Source organism: Microbacterium resistens (genome assembly GCF_021172025.1).
Lineage (GTDB): Bacteria > Actinomycetota > Actinomycetes > Actinomycetales > Microbacteriaceae > Microbacterium > Microbacterium resistens.
The window spans coordinates 2015125-2034354 of sequence record NZ_CP082781.1; the positions used below are offsets into that span (position 1 = coordinate 2015125).

The window sequence follows — 19230 nt, forward strand, 5'->3', positions numbered from 1 at the left end:
GGGTGGACGAGACTTCGGGTGGAGACAGGGGAAAGCGTCTCCACATCAAGAGACGATGGTTGCCTCAGAATCTGTCGCCATCACGCGGCCCATCCGCCTATGCCAAGGCCGGAGAGGCCTGGGGCTCTCGTTCTCCAGCAGGTCTTCACAGCATCCGATCAGGTACAGAAGACTGCCTGAGCGTCGTCTCTTTGTCAGAGCCTGATCACAACGAGTAAGGGAGAATGACCATGGCCGACCACACCCTCTCCGGGAAGAACGTGCTCATCGCGGGCGGCGCGAAGAACCTGGGCGGGCTGATCGCCCGGCAGGCCGCCGACGCCGGCGCCGATGTCGCGATCCACTACAACTCCGAGAGCACCCGGGCCGACGCCGAGCAGACCCTCGCGGCCGTCGAGGCCGCCGGTCGCAAGGGCGTCATCCTGCAGGGCGACCTCACCGTCCCCGCGAACGTGACTCGCCTGTTCGCCGACGCGGCGGCCGCCCTCGGGACCATCGACGTGGCGGTGAACACCGTCGGCAAGGTCCTGCGCAAGCCCATCGTCGAGACCACCGAGGACGAGTACGACTCGATGTTCGACATCAACGCGAAGGCGGCATACTTCTTCCTGCAGGAAGCAGGGAAGAACCTCGCGGACGGAGGGAAGATCATCACGATCGTCACGTCGCTTCTCGCCGCGTTCACCGACGGCTACTCCACCTATGCCGGCGGGAAGTCCCCGGTCGAGCACTTCACCCGCGCCGCGGCGAAGGAGTTCGCCCCTCGCGGCATCTCCGTCACCGCGATCGCCCCGGGCCCGATGGACACCCCGTTCTTCTACGGCCAGGAGACCCCGGAGCGCGTCGCGTTCCACAAGTCGCAGGCCATGGGCGGCGAGCTGACCAAGATCGAGGACATCGCCCCGATCGTCCGGTTCCTCGCCACCGAGGGCTGGTGGATCACCGGACAGACCATCTTCGCCAACGGCGGCTACACCACCCGCTGAGAACGAAAGGAAGAGATCGACATGACCACTCCCACCCTTCCCGAACCCGTGTCCTCGTTCTTCGAGGCCGTGCACAGTCAGGACGAGGACGCGTTCCTCGGCGCGTTCACCGACGACGGCTCCGTCGACGACTGGGGACGCGTGTTCACCGGTCGCGCGCAGATCAAGGCCTGGAGCGACAAGGAGTTCCTCGGCTCAGCGGGACGCCTCGCCGTCCAGTCCGTCGAAGCCGAGGACGGGCGCGTCACGGTCGTCGGCGACTGGAGCTCGTCCTACGCGAACGGACGCTCCGCCTTCACGTTCGACCTCCAGGGGGACCGGATCCGCCGGATGACCATCCGCGAAGGCTGACCCGGCGGGTGATCGCCCGCCGGAGCGCCCCTCGATGATGCCGCGGAGGCGGTCGAGGGGAGCCAAGTTGGAACCGAACGCTGCTGGATCTGGACGATCCTGTGTCCAAGGTCGCGGTCAACACTCGTGAACGAGTGGACCCGGGCTCGAGCGATCCGCGCGAAGTGCTAGCGGGCCGCAGGTCAACGAACCGGCGATTCCCGTTCCTGGTAATGGCTCTTATCGGCGCATGGCAAACAACGTCCATCGCGTGAGCATGCGTGACGCCGTGAGCATCCCGACATGACGAAGGGCTCGCGACACGATGTGTCGCGAGCCCTTCACGTGTACGGCCGCCAACGCTACGTCGTTAGGTGCAACGCATCATGATGTGAGGGCCGTCGGGATCAAGTGCGATCTGCGCCATACGTTGCCCTGAGAGAGTCGGGCGACCGGAACATCGCGGCGCCGATTTCTTCCCAGGACAGCCCCTGCACCCGCGCCTCCGTCACAGACTCAAGCTCTAGCTGCCGGAGCCCGAGACCGATGGCCGCCAGCGTGCGCAGCGTTCCCTCGATCACGCTCGAATCGGGTTCCTCCGACCGCCACCGCTCGCCGGGCGTGCCGTTGCCCGTTTCGATGTCGCACAGCATGCGGTGCGCTTCCTGCTGCAACTCCCGCACTTCGGTCTGGTCGATGTTGATCATTCGTCGAGTCCTTGTCTTCTCTTGCGAAACGAGAGCGTCGATTCGCTCCTGTCATTCGTTCCGCTGTAAAAGTTCAAGGTGTGGCTCAGCGGTCCTGCCGATCCAGCACTGCCGCGTGCCGCCGCCCCTTTCGGTTCGGTGAAGACCAACGAATCCAGCGTAACTCGTTCTCGGGAGACACTCAGTGGACATTCTCGAGGCCTCTCGAGCCGACCCTGTGAGTTGTGGGCCCACTCCCTACTCGCCCCCTCGGTAGCCCGGTCGGCGCGTCCGTCGTCAGGCGTAAGGCCGGCACTCGCCGTCGTACACCTTCGCCGTGGCACGCGATCAGTCTGGGCACGCAACCACTGCGCGAAGCTCAAGTCATCGCCCCATTCCGCGCTCGTATGTTCCAAGGCAGACGCGGCGACACGCGCGTCGCGCTCCTGCTGAACTCACGGCATCTCGGCGTCGTTCTTGTGATCCCGCTAGATCCTCACCACGTTGCGCTCAAAGCGCGGCGTAAACGCGGCACCCACGGGACCCACTGTCGGCGGCGAGCCATACGCTCCCCGCATGCCTAGAGAGACCCCGCCCCCGGTGGCATCCGATGATGTCGACCGTCGAGCCCGAGCCGGGCGTGTGGGTGCTGCTCGACAGCATGCGGAAGCCCTACGGGTCGTGACGATTGTGCGCGTCGAGGGACGGGTGAGGTTTCCCGCTTAGCACATCGGCGTGATGCTCGGTTGGACGACGACGCTGCGCGGCGCGTGCGAGCTGGTGCATCAGGAGGAGCTCGCGTCGATGGGGCCGGGATGGTCCACAGATGAAGCCGTGACGCGGCGACAGGAGCAGGAGGGCGCGCGCGAGCAGGGTGCCCGGTGGGTGGCATCGATCACGGAGAAGTACCGGCCAGCGTGAGCGCTAGTGGAAGACCTGACCGCCGGCCAGCAGGATCCCGAGGGTGCTGAGGGCAGCGACGACGATCACGCCGACACCGAGAGCCGCCTACCCCTCCCACGTCGCGGGCGTGTACACCGCGCCGTTGAACGAGGACCACTCGCTGGGTTGCTTCCTCTCCATACCAGCACCCTACTCCGCACGTACCGGAGCCACGGTGGGGCCGGTTCCCGGGAGGGAAGATCCGAGCCCACCTCACCGCAAGCCGCGCTCTCATCGAGCGACGCGGTTCGGGCAGACCTCCCCAGGCCCTGCCCACCCTATGACGGGTCCACGGCCGAGGATGTCACGAACTCGTCAGCAGAAGTGCCGTGGAAGGCCGTGAATAACAACCGTTCGGCGGCTACCGGAGCTTCTCGTAGTCCTTGCCGTTGTCGATCCACCGGGTGTGCGCCGCATCCCGTGGAACACGCCCTGCCGGATGATGAAGTACAGGATCAGCGCGCCGACGAACGCTCCCAGGAGAGACAGTCCGATGCTGATAAGGGCCGCGAGGGCTGCTGTGGTATCAGGGTCCATGCGGCGACCATAACGGGACAACGACGAAACCGCCCCACCCTCCCGAAGGAGAGTGGGGCAGCTCCCATGCTCACAACTGTCGACGCAATTAGAGAGTGATGAGCTTGACGCTAAATCCGTCGCCAAGCTCGCCTCGCAACTTGTCGACGAGCTCTCGGCCCTCGCGAAGGTGCATCAACTCAGCCACAGGTGACGTCCACCCCCGTTCATCGTCGAACTGCGCGTTGAACTCGCGCGCCCACGCTTCGATCTCCGCGATCAGCTCGGAGCTGAGTCGGTCCAACCCGAACTCGTAGTCAGCCCCGCTTCGAACCGGCCACCCGGTGTACGGAACACCGAGTTCAACGCTCACTGCGCCCATGGTGCCGGGCGGGTGCAGTCCTGCGTTGTCGTCGGGTACGACGAGATGATCCTGTCGTTCGACATCGAAACGATCACGGTCGGTTCTGCCTTGAAGATGCGCCCGCCGCCAGGCTCGCGACTCTGCTGTGACTACCAGCCACACCACGTCTCGTTGTAATCAGCACTCTTCGACTCCTTCACCTTCCACATCTTCATTTCCGTCACGCACAGAAGCTCCATTGAAAGTCGCTTCCGTGCGATCTCAGCCAACGTACCTATCGCACCCAACGCTGTCTGTCCCCCATTGAGGCGACAGGGAAATCCCCTACGTATCCAACGCTCACCCTTCTGATCGACGTCAGAGATCTGAGCGACTTCGGTATTTGACACGATGACTCTCGATGTTGTCGATCCTCGTCTTCATTTCCCATCACAAGTCTCCCTGCCGTCCGCGAACGTCGCTATCCTGTCGTCATCGACGGATCTCCTGGGTCGACATCGCCAGCGCGGACACAGCGTGCGGCGCCCAGAGCAGCCTGTGCGGTGCCACCCTCTCTGGCGCGGCACCGCACAGCGCGCTTCCGTCGCCCGCATTGCCGCCGAGCGTGTCGCCTGTACCGGCAGGCGCCGCGGTTCACGCCGCCTGATCGTGGTGCGCGGCGATGTACGCGCGATAGGCACCCTTCGGAATGACTCCGCGAGGCGCAACGTCGTAGCCCTGCTGCCTGGCCCAAATGCGGATCTGCGCCCGCTCGGCAGCGGTCGTCGCGGGGATGAGACGCCTCGACGGAGGTCCAGCGACCTTGCGTCCGACCTCGAGGTACGCGCGGAGCAGCCCGCTCAGTTCCTGCTGCTCAGAATCGGTGAGATCAACCTCGTACCAACTGCCGTCGGCACCGAGCTTGACCGTGGACGCGTTCGACTCTCCGCTGAGGTCGGACACCTTGATGTTGCGAGTAACCATGGTGGTTCCTTTCGGTCGTTCCCACGGGCGAGTCGCCCTAGGGTCTTCGCCGGCGGACACATGCCAGGTACTCGCGGTGGCACACCGAAGTCAACATCGTTTCTCCGTCCTGCTCAACCGCAGTAGTCCAATAGGAAGGCATCGGCCTGCTCGCTGTCGCGAGCGACGAACACGATCTCGTCATAGGAGCGCGAGGCGTTGAAGACGTTCTCGACAGTGATCATGTCCGAATCGACGGTGACAGCCCCCGGCCCTTCATCGATCCAGACAGCAGTCGTATTGCCTTCGTTCAGCGTGCCTCGTTGCGCAATCTCGTAAGGCCCACCACGGTCGCTGATCGCACCATTCTTGAAGTCCTCGAATGCCTGATCAATGACGTCACAGGTCTCGCCTCCTGCGACGGGATCGATCATCGTCAGCGACGCTCCTTCGACGATGAGAAGGTTCGTCGCCCCGTCCGTGATGGAGATGTATGCGCCATCGAAGGTCGGCCCAGGCGCGCACCCCGCGAGTACTATCGCGCTACCCGCCGCGACAACGATCGCCGCGATCATTCGAGCCGTCCGCGACTCCTCACTCATCATTCGTTCCTCGCCAATCACTATGTGACTCATAGTCCGTGGATCTTGAGTCATCATACCGATTCGCTAAGAGACATGACCGTTCCCGCGCACCGCCGTGCCTTCGGAGAACATCTCCGTGCACTGCGGCAGGAGCACGGGTACTCATCTCAAGAGGCGTTCGCCCACCACGTCGATCTGGATCGGACATACATCAGCGGGCTGGAACGGGGTGTTCGAAACCCTACGTTGGACGTCATCGTGAAACTCGCGCGCGCCCTAGACGTGAGGCCGTCCGAGATGCTCGACACGATCGACACTTAAGGGCGATCGCGGCCGACTCGTTCCAGGAACTGCAGCACGTCGAACGGGTAGAAGACCTCACCCTCGGGACCTGCAAGCACGTGGGCGCGCATCAACATGTGCTCTCGAAATGCCGGCATCAGCTTGGCGCCCACCATCTGCTCAACCTGAGCGAGCGTGTACCCGTACTCGCTCTCAGGCGCAGGAATCGGAGATGCAGACATTGCCACATCTTGGCATGACCGCCAGATGGAAGCTTAGAGAAGCAACGCACCTCGAGGTTGGGTCCGAAGCGAATCGCGCGGGAGCGACGACTACGCTTACTCGTGATTCAGTCCGCCCGCGGCGGGGGGCACTTCCTTCCCCCATTATTGTCCCATCGGCGCGCGGGCCCTCGCTTCTTGTCTTCAGCGTTCCGGCGTGGAGTCACGTTTGATGGTCCCACACGATGCTCGCTGCCACGATGGGCGCAGCCGTTGCCATTGTTGGGGTCGCCGGCGCACAGACAAGGGTGGCGGATCGAGCAATGCTGCCGGACCCGACGGAGCGGATGGAAGAGACCCTTCGCTGACATACGGACGATGGTCGAAGCGATCATCCACCGATGACGAAGCGGGATTGCCTGGCGGAGTCTGCTCGAGGCGCTCGGGCCCTGGCGGACGGTGTGGACGTGGCATCACCGAGCGCCTGGTAGTCCAGCACCAGGCCATGAATCACTCTTCGGATCCGCGGGACCGAACGCTGTCTCAAGCTGCCATGTGCCGCCTCCCCTCGGCCAAACCATCGTTCTGGAGGTCCCCTCTGGCACCGTGGAAGACATCGGGAGGAAAGAGAGTGCAGAGGCGCGGGATCTCACGCCCAGCATCCGACCCCTCGCCCACACTCGCTGATCTAGACCGTAGCCTTAACCGTAGCGTTCCGAGATCGCAACAAGAGAATGGCTCCAGACCTAGGAGAATCCCTGGTCTGGAGCCAAATTCTGTAGCAGGAGCGGGGCTTGAACCCGCGACCTCACGATTATGAGTCGTGCGCTCTCACCAACTGAGCTACCCTGCCGCGGCACCTGGTGAACCAGGTGTTGCGAGCCCCGAGTCAGGATTGAACTGACGACCCCTTCCTTACCATGGAAGTGCTCTGCCACTGAGCTATCGGGGCGTGCTGCCCTTGCGGGCAACCAGACGAGAATACCAAAGATTCAGCGCTGATCCGAATCGGCGCCGACGCCCTCCGTGTTGAGCGACTTACGGCCCGCATTCGCCTGCAGCCAGGGCAGCGGATCGATCGTCGCGTCGTTCACGTAGAGCTCGAAGTGCAGGTGCGCGCCGTAGGAGTTGCCGGTGTTCCCGGTCAGGCCGATGATGTCACCGACCTTGACCGTGTCGCCCGTCTTGACGCGCATCGAGCCGTAGATCATGTGCCCGTAGTGGCTCGTGATCGGCTTGCCGTCGATGATGTGGTCGATGTAGATGCCGACCCCATAGCCCCCGTCGCTCTCGCTCGCGAGGCGCACGACCCCGTCCGCGATCGCCTGGATCGGCGCCCCCTCGCCCGGGATGAGGTCGATGCCCTGGTGCATCCGGCCGTCCCTCGGCCCGTACGGCGAGCTCATCGCGACGCCGACGGCGTAGGGCCACTGGATCGCGGCGGTCCGGTCGTTCGTGTAGAGCTCGCTGGAGAAGCGGATCCCGGACTCGGCCGCCACGTCCGCCTGCGACATCGCCGTGAAGCCCTGGGCGCTCTGCAGCGACGGGTTCTGCACGTCGTTCGGCGCGATGAACGCCTGGATCTGCTCCTCGCCGCCGGCCGCGGACTCCGTCTTGGCGCGCTCACCGACGACCAGGGAGGTCGCCACCGCAGCGCCCGCCGACGAGGCCACGGCCTGCGAGGGGAGCGTCATCGAGATGGCAATGAGCGCGGCGACGCCCATGGCGCCGGCGACGGACCCGACCGTCGCCAGACGCCGGAAGGAGGAGCGGGTCTGGCCGAGAGCGGGCACGCGGGCCGGCGACTCGGAGGAAGACGAGGCGGCAGGCGCGTCGGAGGAAGACGAGGCGGTAGGTGCGTCGGTGTCGTTCGTGCCGGCGACGCGAGCCGCCGCGCCGCCCAGCGCGCGCAGCGCGGCGTCGAAGTCGGGAGCGGAGGTCGGCCGGCCTTCCGGAGCGTGGACATCCGTGGTCGGACCGGCGGCGGAGGCCGGGGACGACGACGTCGCCCTGCTCTGGCCGGCCGCGGCACGGGCAGCTCGTCGGGACGATGCGGACGGGGCAGCGGGCGCGGCGGCAGGCACGGTCAGGGGGATCGTGGATGCGGGCGCGCTCACGGCCGTCTGGCGTCGGGAGCGTCGCGTCTGTGCGGGCTCGGACGCAGGAGTGTCGAGGGGCAAGAACGTATCTCTCGGGTCGACCGTCGGGGGAACGGCGTGGGGGGCTCAGCACCTCCGCCGTCGGGCCGACGAAGGTAACGATCGGATAAACACTATCGAAGGTGGCCTGGGAAAGCCATGGACGATCACGGCACCGCGCGGATCCTCTCCACGAGATCCGCGACGAGCTCCGCGGATCCGGCGACGCACATGCGACGCGCGCTCCCCGGTTCGACAAGTCGCTCGAATCGGCCACCGGCCTCTTCGACGAGCAAGGCGCCGGCGGCGAAGTCCCAGGGCTTGAGTCCGCGCTCGAAGTACCCGTCCAAGCGGCCCGCCGCGACGTACGCGAGATCGAGGGCAGCCGCGCCCATCCGACGAAGGTCACGGACGAGGGGAAGGACCCGACGGACAGTGGCGAGGTCCCCGTCGTGCGTCGCGGGGTCGTAGCCGAAGCCCGTGCCGAGGAGCGCGCCGGCGGGATTCTCCGTGGAGACCTGGAGGGGCACCGCGCCGAGTCGGGCCCCGTGCCCGCGTGCGGCGGTGAAGAGCTCTCCCAGAACGGGCGCATGGACGACCCCCGCCAACGCGCTCCAGGTGTCGGGATCGTCGCCGCCGGCGACCGCAGCGATGCTCACGCAGTACGTCGGGAACCCGCCGGCGTAGTTGACCGTCCCGTCGATCGGGTCCACGACCCAGGTCACGCCCGTCGTGCCGGGGTCGCCTCCCGACTCCTCACCGAGGAAGCCATCGCCCGGTCGCTCGGCGTCGAGCCGATCTCGGATGAGCTGTTCCACCTCGCGATCGGCCTCCGTGACGATGTCGGCGAGCGTGCTCTTGGTCGCCGCGATCGATACGCCCTCCGCACGGCGGCGCCGTGCCAGTTCGCCCGCCTCGAGGGCGATCTCAGCGGCGAGGGAGCGCAGCGCGTCGACGTCAGGGGCGGCGGTACCCGCGGTCATCGCTGCGGAGCCGCGGGCGGGGCGGGCGGGAACGCCGGGGGCACCGGAGGGTCCTGCGGTCGGGGCGGGACCGGGGGCTCCGCGGGCGGCTCGGGCTGCGGGGGAACCGGCGGCTCGGGGCGCGGCGGCACGGGAGGCTCCGGCTGGGCCGGCGGATCCGGCTGGGCCGGCGGCTCCGGCTGCGCGGGCGGAACGGGCGGCACGGGTTCGACCGGCGCCGAGGCCGCAGGCGGCAGCTGGTGACCGGCCGCGGAGCCCGAGGAACCGCCCGCGGATGCCGGTGCGGGTGCAGACGCGAACGGGTCGGCGGCAAAGGCCGCCGGAGACGCGGGCGGAGCCGCCTGACCGGGGTAGCCGCCGATGGCCGGCGCAGCCTCGATCGTGGGGACGCCCGTGTAGTAGGCATTCCAGTCGGGCGAGCCGTCGCGGAGCACGGGAAGCGGGGTGCGCCCGTCCGCATAGGTCGGCCACGCGCTGGCGACGGCGGGCTGCGCGACCGGGCGCTTCGGGGCGAACAGCGCATTCAGCAGCGGCAACAGGGTCGTCCCCACCGCGGCGAGGATGGTCAGGGCCACGACGATCCGCCAGAAGAGCTCCGAGTACGAGAAGGCGTGCGGGAACGTGAGGAAGAACACCAGCATGGCGACGAGGACCCCGAGGAAACCGAAGGTCGTGTACACGATCACCCGCGTGAAGGTCGTCACGTAGCGCTGCGAGGCCCGCCAGAAGAGGCGAACGTGCAGCATCGCCAACTGCAGGATCGCGACCACCAGGACCAGGTGGAAGAACCGCTCGAACCCGCTGTCGACGCCGAAGTCGTAGTCGTTGAAGGTCTGCTTCTCCGGAAGCCAGATCTTGACCGCGCCGACCAGCAGGGCGACGATCCACGAGATCATGCTCAGCAGGGCGAGCCAATCGGGGCGGGTCGGCGCCAGGCTCGCCTCCAGGATGGCGATGCCCGCGAAGCCCGCCAGCAGCAGGATCGTGAGGAACGCGCGGCCGATGAGCCCCTGCTGATCCCCCACCAGCACCCACACGACGCAGACGAGAGCGGCGGCGATGAGCGCGCCGATCGCGATCCAGATGGCTCCTCGGATCAGCAAGGAGGTGTTCGGCTTCTTGGAGCCGGAGGCAGCGACGTCTGACATGGCGATCCTCTCGTCGGTGCCTTCATCCTGCCACGCGGACGTGGCGTATCCGGGAGAGGATCCCCCCGGATGTGGGGAGATCGTCACGGATCGGATCGGTGCAGGACGAGCAGCGTCAGGCGCGACGCGACGATCGGGCTGCGAAGGCCGCGACCCGCGTCTTCGCCTCCTCGCCGTCGAAGGCCGCGCCGATGGTGCGGGCCTCCTCGTCGAGCTGCTCGGCGAACGTGCGGGCGGGGCGGGATCGCACGAGGCGCTTCGCCTGCCCGTACGCGCCGTGCGCACCGGCCAGCCAGAACCGCGCGACCTCCTCCGCCCTCGCGCGCACGGCCGCAGCCTGGGACTCCGCGTCCTCGCCCGCGACGACCTCGGCCACCAGCCCCCACTCCCGGGCCTCCTCGGCCGAGAGCAGGCGGTCCTGCAGCACGAGCTGGAGCGCGCGACGCTCGCCGACGGCGGCGGCGAGCTGGGCGGACACGGACAGATCCGGGGTCAGGCCGATGTTCGCGTACAGGCTTCCGATCCGCGAGCCGGAGCCCACGATCGCGTAGTCGCTGCAGAGCAGGATCCCCAGACCGCCACCGGCGGTGCTTCCGTGCGCGGCGGCGACGACCGGGACCGCCGACTCCGTGAGCGCACGGATCCCCCGGTTGATCGTGCCGGCGAGCGCCGTGACGTCCGCGCCGCCGCCCACGCCCTGGGACATGGCGATGACGTCCCCTCCCGCGCAGAAGGAGGGGCCTTCCGCGTCGATCAGGATCGCGCCGACGTCCTCCCGCGTCGTGGCCTCCTCCGTCGCCTCGGCCCAGGCGTGGGCGAGCTCCGCGTCGAACGCGTTGAGACGCTGCGGGCGGTTGAGGGTCAGACGGGCCATGCCGTCCTCGACGGTGAAACGGATCGGGTCGGTCATCGGAACTCCTCGCATGCGGACGACAGCGGCCGGCGGCGCCTCCGCACCGGGAGCACGCCACGACTCAGCCTAGGCGCTCCCGCGCCGCGCCCTCGCCGGGCGGGAGCCGCCGCCGGCTCAGTCCTCGCGGAGCACCGAGTCCACGAACGCGTGCAGCCGCGCATGCGTGCCGTCGAGGCGCCGGTCGGCATGGTGCGCCGCGCGGATCTCGTTGGGCGCGAGGGGCGGCACGATCCGCACGCTCTCGTGGCAGGAGAGGTCGGCGCACATGTACGTCCCGACACTGGATCCGCGCAGGCCGGCGGCCCCGGCTCGTCGTGCGGAGAACAGCGCGACCTGGTTGCCGGGCTGCATCGTGTGGCAGATGTTGCACATCCCCGACCGCGCGCGGCTCGGATCCGTGGACCGCAGGAGGATCCCGACCGCGCGCCCCTCGCGCTCCACGACGACGCATCCGCGACGGGGCGACTCCGGATCGCGCCACGCGAAGAAGTCCAGGTAGTCCCACTCCGCGAGCAGGAGATCGTGGGGCATGCCGATCCGCGCGATCTCGTCGTCGTCCGCGTTCACGATCGATGCGCGGATCTCGTCCTCGGTGAGCGCACGCATCGCCCCAGTCTACGAGCGGGCGGAGTCCGTGGGCGGCTCGGGCGGGCCATTCCGGGGTGCCGGGTTCGGGCGCGTCGGACTACCGTGGGGTCATGGGACCGAGGCGGAAGAGGTTCCGGCGGGCCGTCGCGGGCATCGCTGCGGCGACGACGTGCCTTCTCGCCGCCGGCGCGCTGGCCGCCTGCGGCTCCCCCGGTCCGGCCCCCAGCCCGTCGCGCTCCACGCCCGAGACGGCGTCCTCCAGGCCGACATCGCCGACGCCCGCCCCGACCGCTTCCGCGACCGCCACCCCGGTCACGCCCGGGGTCGTGGCGGAGGGTCTGGACGTCCCCTGGTCGCTGGCCTTCCACGCCGGGACCGCGCTGTTCAGCGAACGAGACAGCGCGCGGATCCGCGAGCTCTCGCCGTCGGGAAGCCTCCACGACGTCGGCGTCGTGGACGGGGTGACGCCCCGCGGCGAGGGCGGGCTGCTCGGCATCGCCGTCCGCGACGACTTCCTCTACGCCATGTCGACGGCCGACGACGGCAATCGCGTGCAGCGCTTCCGGCTGGACGGCGCTCCTGGCGCGCTGTCGCTCGGTCCGGCGGAGACGTTACTCGCCGGGCTCCCCGCCGCGGCCGTGCACAACGGCGGTCGGATCGCGTTCGGCCCGGACGGCATGCTCTACGTGACCGCGGGAGACGCCGGCGACCCCTCCCGCGCGCAGGATCTCACAAGTCTCGGCGGCAAGATCCTCCGGATCACGCCGGACGGCCAGGTCCCGCCGGACAACCCGTTCCCGGGATCGCCGGTGTACAGCTACGGCCACCGCAATCCGCAGGGGCTCGCCTGGTCCGCGGACGGCACGCTCTACGCGAGCGAGTTCGGGCAGGACACGTGGGACGAGCTCAACGTCATCACCCCGGGCGCCGACTACGGGTGGCCGGAGGCCGAGGGGATCGCGGGGGTCGAGGGATTCGTCGACCCCGTACAGCAGTGGCCCACGGACGCCGCGAGCCCCAGTGGCATCGTGATCGTCGGCGACACGCTCTTCCTCGCGAACCTCCGCGGCGAGCGCCTCCGCCGTGTGCCCCTGTCCGATCCGTCGTCGTCCTCGGAGGAGCACGTCGGCGAGTTCGGGCGGCTGCGCGACGTGGTCGATGCGGGCGGCGGGGCGATCTGGATCCTCACGAACAACACCGACGGACGCGGGGATCCCCGGGAGGGCGATGACCGGATCGTGAGGCTCCCCGCCGACTGAGCCGTCCCTGTCCGGAGGGCGCGGCGACAGCCGCTACCCGACGCCTCCGCCCGGCGACGCGGTCGCATCAACACCGTCGGCGGCGGGCGGGGTCGGAAGCCGGATCGTGAACATCGTCCCCGACCGGTCCTCGGCGAACGCGATGGAGCCGCGGTGGGCGTCGACGATCGCCTTGACGATCGAGAGCCCGAGCCCCGATGACGAGCCGGATCCGTCTCCGCCGCGACGGCCGTTGAACCGCTCGAACAGGTGCGCAGCGCGCTCGGGCGGGATGCCGGGCCCGTGGTCGGCGACGATCAGCCTCGCGGTCTCGCTCCCGGGCTCCCCCGTCTCCACCCGCACGGTCGTCGTGGTGCCCGGCGGCGTGTGGGTGCCGGCGTTCGCCAGCAGATTCGCCATCAGCTGGTGCAGCCGCTCGGTGTCCCCGCGGATGATCGCGGGGCCGTCGGGAAGCTCCGCGGTCCAGGAGTGGTCGGGGAAGGCGGCGCTCGCATCCGACACCGCCGCGGCTGCGATGTCGGCGAGGTCGACGTCGTCCAGCTGCAGATCGTCCTCCTCGTCCAGGCGGGCGAGGAGAAGGAGGTTGTCGACCAGCCGCGCCATCCGTGCGGCCTCGGACTCGATGCGGCTGAGGGAGTACTCCGTCGTGGGCGGCAGGGCCGCGCTGTCCTGCCGGGTGAGCTCGGCGTAGCCGCGGATCGAGGCCAGCGGCGTTCTCAGCTCGTGGCTGGCGTCGGTGAGGAACTGGCGCATCCGCCGGTCGACGGCCACACGGTACTGGATCGCGTCGTCGACGTTGTCGAGCAGCAGGTCGAAGGCGCGCCCGACCTCTCCGACCTCGCTCCGATCGCGGAGGTCCCGGTCGTCGAGCGGGCGCGGCACCCGGGTGTCGTCGTCACGCAGGGGGCTTCGCGCCACCACCTTCGCGGCCGTGGCGACCCGGGTGAGCGGGCGCAGCATGAGCCGGACGAGGATCGTCGCCCCGACCGCGAGCGCCACCATCGCCACTGCGGCGACGCCGGCGTTGACGGCGGTCTGCAGGCCGATCGCCGCATCCACCGCGCTCGTGGAGACGGCGGTGACGAGCACCCGCCCCTGGGCCTCGTCGACGGTCGCGCGGAAGGACCCGAGGCCGGGAAGGGCGAGATCCTGGGTCCTCCCGCGATCGGCGGACTCCGCGAACGCACCCACCGTGGCGAGCGCCTCGGCGGGGACGGGGCCGCCGCCGTCCTCGGTGAACCGTGCCGCATCGACCACCCGGTCATCAGCGGTGAGGAGCACGATCACCGATCCCGGGCCCTGCCCGATGAACTCGGACAGAGGCTTGTGCGGCGAGCCGTGGTTCTTGACGATCACCCGTTCGAAGGCCAGCTCGGACGCCGCGACCTGCTGGTCGACGATGGCGGTGGCGTTCGCCCGGAGCGCGATCCCGACCACCAGGCTCCCGAGGAGCATGGCCGCCGCGAACAGGATCAGCGTGCCGCCGACGATGCGTCCGACCAGGGAGGTCGGCCCCCAGCGCCGCGTCACGGCTGCGGCGCTCTCAGGATGTAGCCGACGCCGCGGACCGTCTGGATGAGGGTCGGTCCCGGCCGCGCGAGCTTCTTGCGCAGGTAGGAGATGTAGAGATCCACGATCGAGCGGCGTCCGGCGAAGTCGTAGTGCCAGACGTTGTCGAGGATCTGGCTTCGGCTGAGCACGAGATCGGGGTTGCGCATGAGGTAGCGCAGGAGCTCGAACTCGGTCGCCGTGAGGCTCACCGCGCGCCCGTCGAGGGTGACCTCGTGGGTGCGTTCGTCGAGCATCAGCGGCCCCACTTCGATCCGGATCTCCTCCTGCCCGGGGATCGACCGGCGCAGCAGCCCGCGCAGCCGCGCGACGAGCTCGGCGAGGCTGAAGGGCTTGGTGAGGTAGTCATCTCCTCCCGCGGTGAGGCCGAGCACGCGGTCGCCGACGGAGTCCCGGGCAGTGAGGAAGAGGACGGGGATCCCGGGCGCGAGCTCACGCATGCGCCGCAGCAGCGCGATGCCGTCGGTGTCGGGGAGCATGATGTCGAGCACGACGGCGTCCGGCCGCTCGGCGCGCAGGGCCGCCAGCGCCTCGGCGCCCGTGCCCGCGGCCTCCACCCGCCATCCTTCGTAGCCGAGGGCGAGGCCGACCAGGCGGGTCAGGACCTCCTCGTCGTCGACGAGCAGGATGCGGATGTCCCCGCCGTCACTGCGCCTGATCCGGGGAAGCTGGGCGAGCAGGGCGGGTCTCGGCTCCTCGTTCGAGACGGGGAGGAAGGATCCGGACTCCACCATCCAAGTATTTCCGCATGGCAGGCGTGCGCGCCCCGGATTCATAGAAGACGCACACGATCGCTTCGAGACCGCACGTGTTCGCTGACTACCGTCCGTCGCATGACAGCGACGACACCCCACGGCGCAGCCCCGCTCTCCTCGCCCCAACGCCCCGGGACGCCTCGGGCCGTCGGGATCCCGGCGCTCCGCGCAGCGATCCCCGTGCGCCGTCCCGACTTCCTCCGAGGGCCCCGCGTCCCGACGCCGCTGCACGCCCGACCGGTCCCCACCGCACGGCTCCTGCTGCGCCCGTACGCGATGAGCGACGCCGACGACTGGTTCCGCATCCAGTCCTCCCCCGAGATCCTGCGCTTCCTGCCCTGGCCGCGACGGTCCCGCCGCGCGTCCCGCACGCACCTGCGCCACCGGACGCGCCACACCCGCCTCTGCTACGACGGGGACTTCCTCGCCCTCGCCGTGACCCGGGACGACCGGGTGATCGGCGACGTGTCCCTGCACCTGCGGGGGACGGACCCGGCGACCTTCGGGGTGGAGATCGGCTGGCTGCTGCATCCGGCGCACACCGGGAACGGCTACGCGTTCGAAGCGGCGTCCGCGCTGCTGCGGCTCGCGGACGAGGCGCTCGGCGCGCACTGGGCGCTGGCCGAGATCCACGCCGAGAACACGGCGTCCCTCCGGCTCGCGGAACGCCTCGGCTTCACCCGCGTGAGCGAGACGCCCGCCGACATCCTCCGCCTGATCCGCCCGCGGCCCTGACCCGGCGCTCCGCGTGCGCGGCACGGACGCGGCTCGCTACCGCGCGTGCGCGCATGTTTGGGGATTCCTCCGCGCTCAGCGTCCCGCAGTCTGAACCCGTTGGTTCCGGATCACAATGGCTCGCCCTTGAGCGAGGGTCGCATCCAACATGGAGGGAACAAGGACGATACCCGCGATCCCTCGACGGGCGCGCAACTCGATCGTCAGCGGGGCGCCCGCCGGCAGCTCTCGCACGGGCCGGGCGACTTCGTGTTCGAGAAACACCTGTCGCTTGCCCGCATCCGGACCGACGAACGAAGCATCGCGCCCCCGATGGCCGACGACAACGACCTCGTCCTCTTCCGTTCCGTCATCGGGAGGCGATCCCTCGGCCCAGATCTCTCGGATCGGCGAGCTCGCAGGATCGAACCATGCGGAAGGAATGTAGATCTCCTGACGGGTCATCCTCAGCCACACGGCGAGATCGACCGAAGGTGCAGGAGGAAGACCGGTGTCACGACCACGCCGAGCGTCAAGGGTGGAAGGTTGTCGCTGTGCTTCACGAGAAGGCGACGCAAGGCGGGAAGAGTGACGATGACCTTGAGGCCGAGCAACCGGTTACGCTGACGCGTTCGCACTGATCGGTCTGATCCCGCAAGACGATCCCGAAGACCCGACGTGCACAGCCATGCGCCAGATGATGGGCGTCTTCGCTCAGCTCGACAAGGCCATGCTGATCAAGCGGATGCGAGACGGCAAAGCGAAGAAGCGTGCCCGTGGCGAGTTCGCGGGTGGCCGCAGGCCATTCGGGATGGGCGGGACGCCTGAACAGACCGAGCGGGAACAGCACGTCCTCGCCTACATCCGTGCCATGGCATCCGAAGGACTCCCGCTGTCCTCGATGATGACCCCCTCAACAACCGCGGCGCTGAATGGTACCCGAGCACCGGAAACGCGTGGACTCGTCAGAACCTCGCGAAAGTCATGCGCACGGCGGGTATCCGGCAACCACGGAGCTCTGAGGGCGGTGCGCCCAGCATGTCGCAAGGGCCTAGGCGTGCACGACGCCACTTTACCGGTCGCCGTTGTTATCTAGCCAGGACACTTCAAAATAGATGCCTCGCCGCCGCGCGCTTTTGGAAAGAAACCCCTTGAAATCGGCGTGACCTGAGAATTCTCCGGCAACGAAGGTCTCCGACAGGAACGTGAATCCCCCGGACCTATTGGTCACCTGAACATCACTAATCGCTCCGCAGGCTCTCGCGCTGGCCAAGGACAACCGCAATACACTCTTACTTGTCCTACTCGCTTCATGTATAACCCAATGCGGGGGCACGAGGCTTGTCCTGGCGCGTTCGCGGGCTACCTCTTCGAGCGCCATTTCCCGACCGCTTTGGTAGATAGCTTCGAGCTTACCAACTGTTGTGAGCGGCCACCACGCACGAGAAGAGCCCCACACGAGTCGACGCCATGGCGGATATATCGCCGTTACGATGAGAGCAACCAACAGCAAGCAGCCGAGGTACCACCAGAACGGAGCCGCCGCCTCAGCCAGGGTGGAGGAAACCCACCCTGGCTGACGGCGTGACGATGGCGACGATGATCCCGGCCACTACTTGCCCGCGCATGCTATCTGCGTGGTCCCTAGATTGTTCACCCACGAACGAAAGGTATCGCGGAGCACTGACTTATGGTGCCGCTGAGGCTGTCACTGGCCGCCGGAAGGCTCCTCGTCATCGTCATCGTCTTCCTCTTCTTCGTTGTTGCTGTGCAGCAGCTCGCTATCTAGGTTCGGAGAACCGACATACGCGCGAGCAGGACCCTCGTCAACGATGTCCCCATACTGCTTCCGCAAAGCCAAGCCTGAAGCGCGCGCCATAAGCTCCTGAATTTCCTGAATGTCGCGACTATGCAAGGCAAGGTTCCTTCTCACGTAATCCGTGAGCCGAAGGTTCTCAACCTCTCTCGCCCACAGCGCCAACGGAGAAGCCGCCGCAGATTCAGCCAATTCACTAAGCATTCGCCGAGTGGAATCAGTCAGCTGAATGTTCGGCGGGTCAACATTGAAAAGACCTGAAGCAGCGAGCCGATTCAGGTCGGCATCAATTGCGAACCTCTTGGCTTGCTTCGATATCTCGCGGACTTCTTCGACGGCCTCTTCACTGACACTTTCGCCACGTTCCTTTGCGAAGTGGAGAAAACTGCGCGACGTGTAGAAATGAGCCCGGTAGCCAGAAGCGTCGAAATACTCCTCAACCAGCTCCGGGCGCGGGCCAATCTTCTGCGAGCCGTGCTTCTGCCACCAATCATCTTTACCATCATCTGTGACGAACAATAGTGGCCTTTTGACTATTTCGGCGTGATCCAGAATTTGGCGCCAAAGTACAAGGTCGCCATACTTGCTGTCATCCTTCTTCGTGGCCGCGTCCCTGTAGCCGGGAGGAACTTGCTTGATGTAGCGCGCTTCTCCCTCCCTGAAGATCTCCTTCAACCGATCGTCGTCGTACCGCGGGCCAACGCGATCTTCGTAAAGCTCAGAGATCTTGTTAAACGTTGCAGCCTGTACCTGCTCGGACGTGACCGCGTCGGCGTGCTTCTTGCCTATGCGCCTTAGTTTCTTCTTCAACTTCTTCGCGTGCTCATCGAATGCTGCACCAAGTTCGTCGGCTTCCTGCCTCGCATGGCGACGCAATTCATTAAGCGCCGCGTCAATGCGACCAACTGAGCTGTCGAGCGCAACCTTTACATCATCGAACGCTTTCGTTAGCTGTCCAGGCATGCCGCGGCGGTTCCGGTGGAACTCGAGGCCGACTTGGTATGGAATCCAGACCTGTTCCTTCTTCTTGTTCAGCAGATCAAGAAGCTCGTCTCGTGTAGCGGCGGAGTACCGCAAGATGTTCAGCATTGCGTTGGTGTCAAGGACGATCACGCCCTCGTCCCAGATCTTCTCCAGCTCTTCATCGGACGGCGGGTAGTAACCCCGGAACGTATTTCTCACTGAACCCCTCCCCACTTCACGCGTACACCCTACAGGCCACCACCGACACATGAAGCTACTGGTCCGAGATGACAGGCTTGCGCGCGAACTCCGCACTGGGCAGCGCTCACGACGGACACCGACCGATATCCGACTTCGATGGAGCACCCAGCCTCGCTGAATGGGCTACGGCGTGCCGACGCATCATGATCTAAGAGCTTCAGAAGCCGGGCATGAGGGCACTTCAGTGCCCCGGTTGGGTCCGCTCAGATCCAAATCCACCTGCATTCGACGGGGCCGAGCGCCCAAGGGAGTCCACTACACGAGTTCGCT

Annotated in this window: 21 protein-coding genes and 2 tRNA genes; 7 read left to right on the forward strand and 16 right to left on the reverse strand. The window is 67.2% G+C overall.

What is annotated here, in order from left to right:
- The first annotated feature begins 230 nt into the window (after positions 1-230).
- On the forward strand, positions 231-986 hold the full coding sequence (locus K8F61_RS09610; RefSeq protein WP_231818846.1) for an SDR family oxidoreductase: 756 nt from the start codon (positions 231-233) through the stop codon (positions 984-986).
- A 21-nt stretch (positions 987-1007) separates the two neighbouring features.
- Entirely contained in the window at positions 1008-1337 is a 330-nt protein-coding gene (locus tag K8F61_RS09615) for a nuclear transport factor 2 family protein (protein ID WP_067242731.1), read from the forward strand.
- Positions 1338-1723: 386 nt separating this feature from the next.
- Here K8F61_RS09615 and K8F61_RS09620 read toward each other — a convergent pair whose 3' ends face one another.
- Positions 1724-2023: a hypothetical protein gene (locus K8F61_RS09620; protein WP_231818847.1), complete on the reverse strand. Its 300-nt coding sequence runs from the start codon at positions 2021-2023 to the stop codon at positions 1724-1726.
- A 714-nt stretch (positions 2024-2737) separates the two neighbouring features.
- Between K8F61_RS09620 and K8F61_RS09625 the strand changes: the two genes are divergently transcribed.
- Positions 2738-2923 carry a hypothetical protein gene (locus K8F61_RS09625; RefSeq protein ID WP_231818848.1) on the forward strand — a complete coding sequence of 62 codons (186 nt, stop codon included), beginning with the start codon at positions 2738-2740 and terminating at the stop codon, positions 2921-2923.
- A 336-nt stretch (positions 2924-3259) separates the two neighbouring features.
- On the opposite strand, the gene K8F61_RS09630 is transcribed toward K8F61_RS09625, so the two are convergent.
- From K8F61_RS09630 to K8F61_RS09645, 4 genes are all read right to left on the reverse strand, one after another.
- Entirely contained in the window at positions 3260-3481 is a 222-nt protein-coding gene (locus tag K8F61_RS09630) for a hypothetical protein (protein ID WP_231818849.1), read from the reverse strand.
- Positions 3482-3569: 88 nt separating this feature from the next.
- Complete coding sequence (locus K8F61_RS09635) at positions 3570-3989, reverse strand: hypothetical protein (RefSeq protein WP_231818850.1); 420 nt, start codon at positions 3987-3989, stop codon at positions 3570-3572.
- A gap of 468 nt (positions 3990-4457) precedes the next feature.
- Positions 4458-4787 carry an Lsr2 dimerization domain-containing protein gene (locus K8F61_RS09640; protein WP_231818851.1) on the reverse strand — a complete coding sequence of 110 codons (330 nt, stop codon included), beginning with the start codon at positions 4785-4787 and terminating at the stop codon, positions 4458-4460.
- A 113-nt stretch (positions 4788-4900) separates the two neighbouring features.
- Complete coding sequence (locus K8F61_RS09645) at positions 4901-5368, reverse strand: hypothetical protein (RefSeq protein ID WP_231818852.1); 468 nt, start codon at positions 5366-5368, stop codon at positions 4901-4903.
- A 75-nt stretch (positions 5369-5443) separates the two neighbouring features.
- Between K8F61_RS09645 and K8F61_RS19145 the strand changes: the two genes are divergently transcribed.
- Complete coding sequence (locus K8F61_RS19145; RefSeq protein WP_418888044.1) at positions 5444-5671, forward strand: helix-turn-helix domain-containing protein; 228 nt, start codon at positions 5444-5446, stop codon at positions 5669-5671.
- Between the two features lie 961 nt (positions 5672-6632).
- Here the strand turns inward: K8F61_RS19145 and K8F61_RS09655 are convergent.
- The 7 genes from K8F61_RS09655 to K8F61_RS09685 all read right to left on the reverse strand — a co-directional run bounded on the left by K8F61_RS09655 (position 6633) and on the right by K8F61_RS09685 (position 11641).
- A tRNA-Met gene (locus tag K8F61_RS09655) sits at positions 6633-6706 on the reverse strand.
- 27 nt (positions 6707-6733) lie between these two features.
- Positions 6734-6805, reverse strand: a tRNA-Thr gene (locus K8F61_RS09660).
- A gap of 40 nt (positions 6806-6845) precedes the next feature.
- Complete coding sequence (locus tag K8F61_RS09665; protein WP_231818853.1) at positions 6846-7970, reverse strand: M23 family metallopeptidase; 1125 nt, start codon at positions 7968-7970, stop codon at positions 6846-6848.
- 188 nt (positions 7971-8158) lie between these two features.
- The gene (locus tag K8F61_RS09670) at positions 8159-8974 is read right to left on the reverse strand and encodes an inositol monophosphatase family protein (RefSeq protein WP_231818854.1); all 816 of its coding nucleotides are present in this window, start codon (positions 8972-8974) and stop codon (positions 8159-8161) included.
- Positions 8971-10122 carry a hypothetical protein gene (locus tag K8F61_RS09675; protein WP_231818855.1) on the reverse strand — a complete coding sequence of 384 codons (1152 nt, stop codon included), beginning with the start codon at positions 10120-10122 and terminating at the stop codon, positions 8971-8973. Before K8F61_RS09675 ends, K8F61_RS09670 begins: the two co-directional genes overlap by 4 nt.
- Before the next feature lie 115 nt (positions 10123-10237).
- Positions 10238-11032, reverse strand: a complete 795-nt coding sequence (locus K8F61_RS09680; protein ID WP_067243313.1) for an enoyl-CoA hydratase/isomerase family protein — start codon at positions 11030-11032, stop codon at positions 10238-10240.
- A gap of 117 nt (positions 11033-11149) precedes the next feature.
- Positions 11150-11641: an FBP domain-containing protein gene (locus K8F61_RS09685; protein ID WP_067243314.1), complete on the reverse strand. Its 492-nt coding sequence runs from the start codon at positions 11639-11641 to the stop codon at positions 11150-11152.
- Between the two features lie 92 nt (positions 11642-11733).
- Between K8F61_RS09685 and K8F61_RS09690 the strand changes: the two genes are divergently transcribed.
- Entirely contained in the window at positions 11734-12882 is a 1149-nt protein-coding gene (locus K8F61_RS09690) for a PQQ-dependent sugar dehydrogenase (protein WP_231818856.1), read from the forward strand.
- A 33-nt stretch (positions 12883-12915) separates the two neighbouring features.
- On the opposite strand, the gene K8F61_RS09695 is transcribed toward K8F61_RS09690, so the two are convergent.
- Positions 12916-14412 carry a sensor histidine kinase gene (locus K8F61_RS09695; protein ID WP_231818857.1) on the reverse strand — a complete coding sequence of 499 codons (1497 nt, stop codon included), beginning with the start codon at positions 14410-14412 and terminating at the stop codon, positions 12916-12918.
- Positions 14409-15185: a response regulator transcription factor gene (locus K8F61_RS09700; RefSeq protein ID WP_067243317.1), complete on the reverse strand. Its 777-nt coding sequence runs from the start codon at positions 15183-15185 to the stop codon at positions 14409-14411. Before K8F61_RS09700 ends, K8F61_RS09695 begins: the two co-directional genes overlap by 4 nt.
- 99 nt (positions 15186-15284) lie before the next feature.
- Here K8F61_RS09700 and K8F61_RS09705 point away from each other — a divergent pair, with 99 nt between their 5' ends.
- Positions 15285-15941: a GNAT family N-acetyltransferase gene (locus tag K8F61_RS09705; protein WP_231818858.1), complete on the forward strand. Its 657-nt coding sequence runs from the start codon at positions 15285-15287 to the stop codon at positions 15939-15941.
- 75 nt (positions 15942-16016) lie between these two features.
- Here the strand turns inward: K8F61_RS09705 and K8F61_RS09710 are convergent, their stop codons facing one another.
- The gene (locus K8F61_RS09710; RefSeq protein ID WP_231818859.1) at positions 16017-16385 is read right to left on the reverse strand and encodes a hypothetical protein; all 369 of its coding nucleotides are present in this window, start codon (positions 16383-16385) and stop codon (positions 16017-16019) included.
- 235 nt (positions 16386-16620) lie between these two features.
- Between K8F61_RS09710 and K8F61_RS19150 the strand changes: the two genes are divergently transcribed.
- Positions 16621-17016, forward strand: coding sequence for a hypothetical protein (locus tag K8F61_RS19150; RefSeq protein WP_418888088.1), 396 nt, complete (start codon positions 16621-16623; stop codon positions 17014-17016).
- A gap of 612 nt (positions 17017-17628) precedes the next feature.
- Here K8F61_RS19150 and K8F61_RS09720 read toward each other — a convergent pair.
- Positions 17629-18918, reverse strand: coding sequence for a PIN domain-containing protein (locus tag K8F61_RS09720; RefSeq protein ID WP_231818861.1), 1290 nt, complete (start codon positions 18916-18918; stop codon positions 17629-17631).
- Positions 18919-19230 lie beyond the last annotated feature (312 nt).

Bases quoted from the DNA above. Each gene is read 5' to 3' on its own strand.
- K8F61_RS09640 (WP_231818851.1), bottom strand. From the start codon at position 4,787: ATGGTTACTCGCAACATCAAGGTGTCCGACCTCAGCGGAGAGTCGAAC.
- K8F61_RS09710 (WP_231818859.1), bottom strand. From the start codon at position 16,385: ATGACCCGTCAGGAGATCTACATTCCTTCCGCATGGTTCGATCCTGCG.
- K8F61_RS09670 (WP_231818854.1), bottom strand. From the start codon at position 8,974: ATGACCGCGGGTACCGCCGCCCCTGACGTCGACGCGCTGCGCTCCCTC.
- K8F61_RS09620 (WP_231818847.1), bottom strand. From the start codon at position 2,023: ATGATCAACATCGACCAGACCGAAGTGCGGGAGTTGCAGCAGGAAGCG.
- K8F61_RS09610 (WP_231818846.1), top strand. From the start codon at position 231: ATGGCCGACCACACCCTCTCCGGGAAGAACGTGCTCATCGCGGGCGGC.
- K8F61_RS09690 (WP_231818856.1), top strand. From the start codon at position 11,734: ATGGGACCGAGGCGGAAGAGGTTCCGGCGGGCCGTCGCGGGCATCGCT.
- K8F61_RS09615 (WP_067242731.1), top strand. From the start codon at position 1,008: ATGACCACTCCCACCCTTCCCGAACCCGTGTCCTCGTTCTTCGAGGCC.
- K8F61_RS19145 (WP_418888044.1), top strand. From the start codon at position 5,444: ATGACCGTTCCCGCGCACCGCCGTGCCTTCGGAGAACATCTCCGTGCA.
- K8F61_RS09685 (WP_067243314.1), bottom strand. From the start codon at position 11,641: ATGCGTGCGCTCACCGAGGACGAGATCCGCGCATCGATCGTGAACGCG.
- K8F61_RS09630 (WP_231818849.1), bottom strand. From the start codon at position 3,481: ATGGACCCTGATACCACAGCAGCCCTCGCGGCCCTTATCAGCATCGGA.
- K8F61_RS09675 (WP_231818855.1), bottom strand. From the start codon at position 10,122: ATGTCAGACGTCGCTGCCTCCGGCTCCAAGAAGCCGAACACCTCCTTG.
- K8F61_RS09705 (WP_231818858.1), top strand. From the start codon at position 15,285: ATGACAGCGACGACACCCCACGGCGCAGCCCCGCTCTCCTCGCCCCAA.
- K8F61_RS09700 (WP_067243317.1), bottom strand. From the start codon at position 15,185: ATGGTGGAGTCCGGATCCTTCCTCCCCGTCTCGAACGAGGAGCCGAGA.
- K8F61_RS09645 (WP_231818852.1), bottom strand. From the start codon at position 5,368: ATGAGTGAGGAGTCGCGGACGGCTCGAATGATCGCGGCGATCGTTGTC.
- K8F61_RS09680 (WP_067243313.1), bottom strand. From the start codon at position 11,032: ATGACCGACCCGATCCGTTTCACCGTCGAGGACGGCATGGCCCGTCTG.
- K8F61_RS19150 (WP_418888088.1), top strand. From the start codon at position 16,621: ATGGGCGTCTTCGCTCAGCTCGACAAGGCCATGCTGATCAAGCGGATG.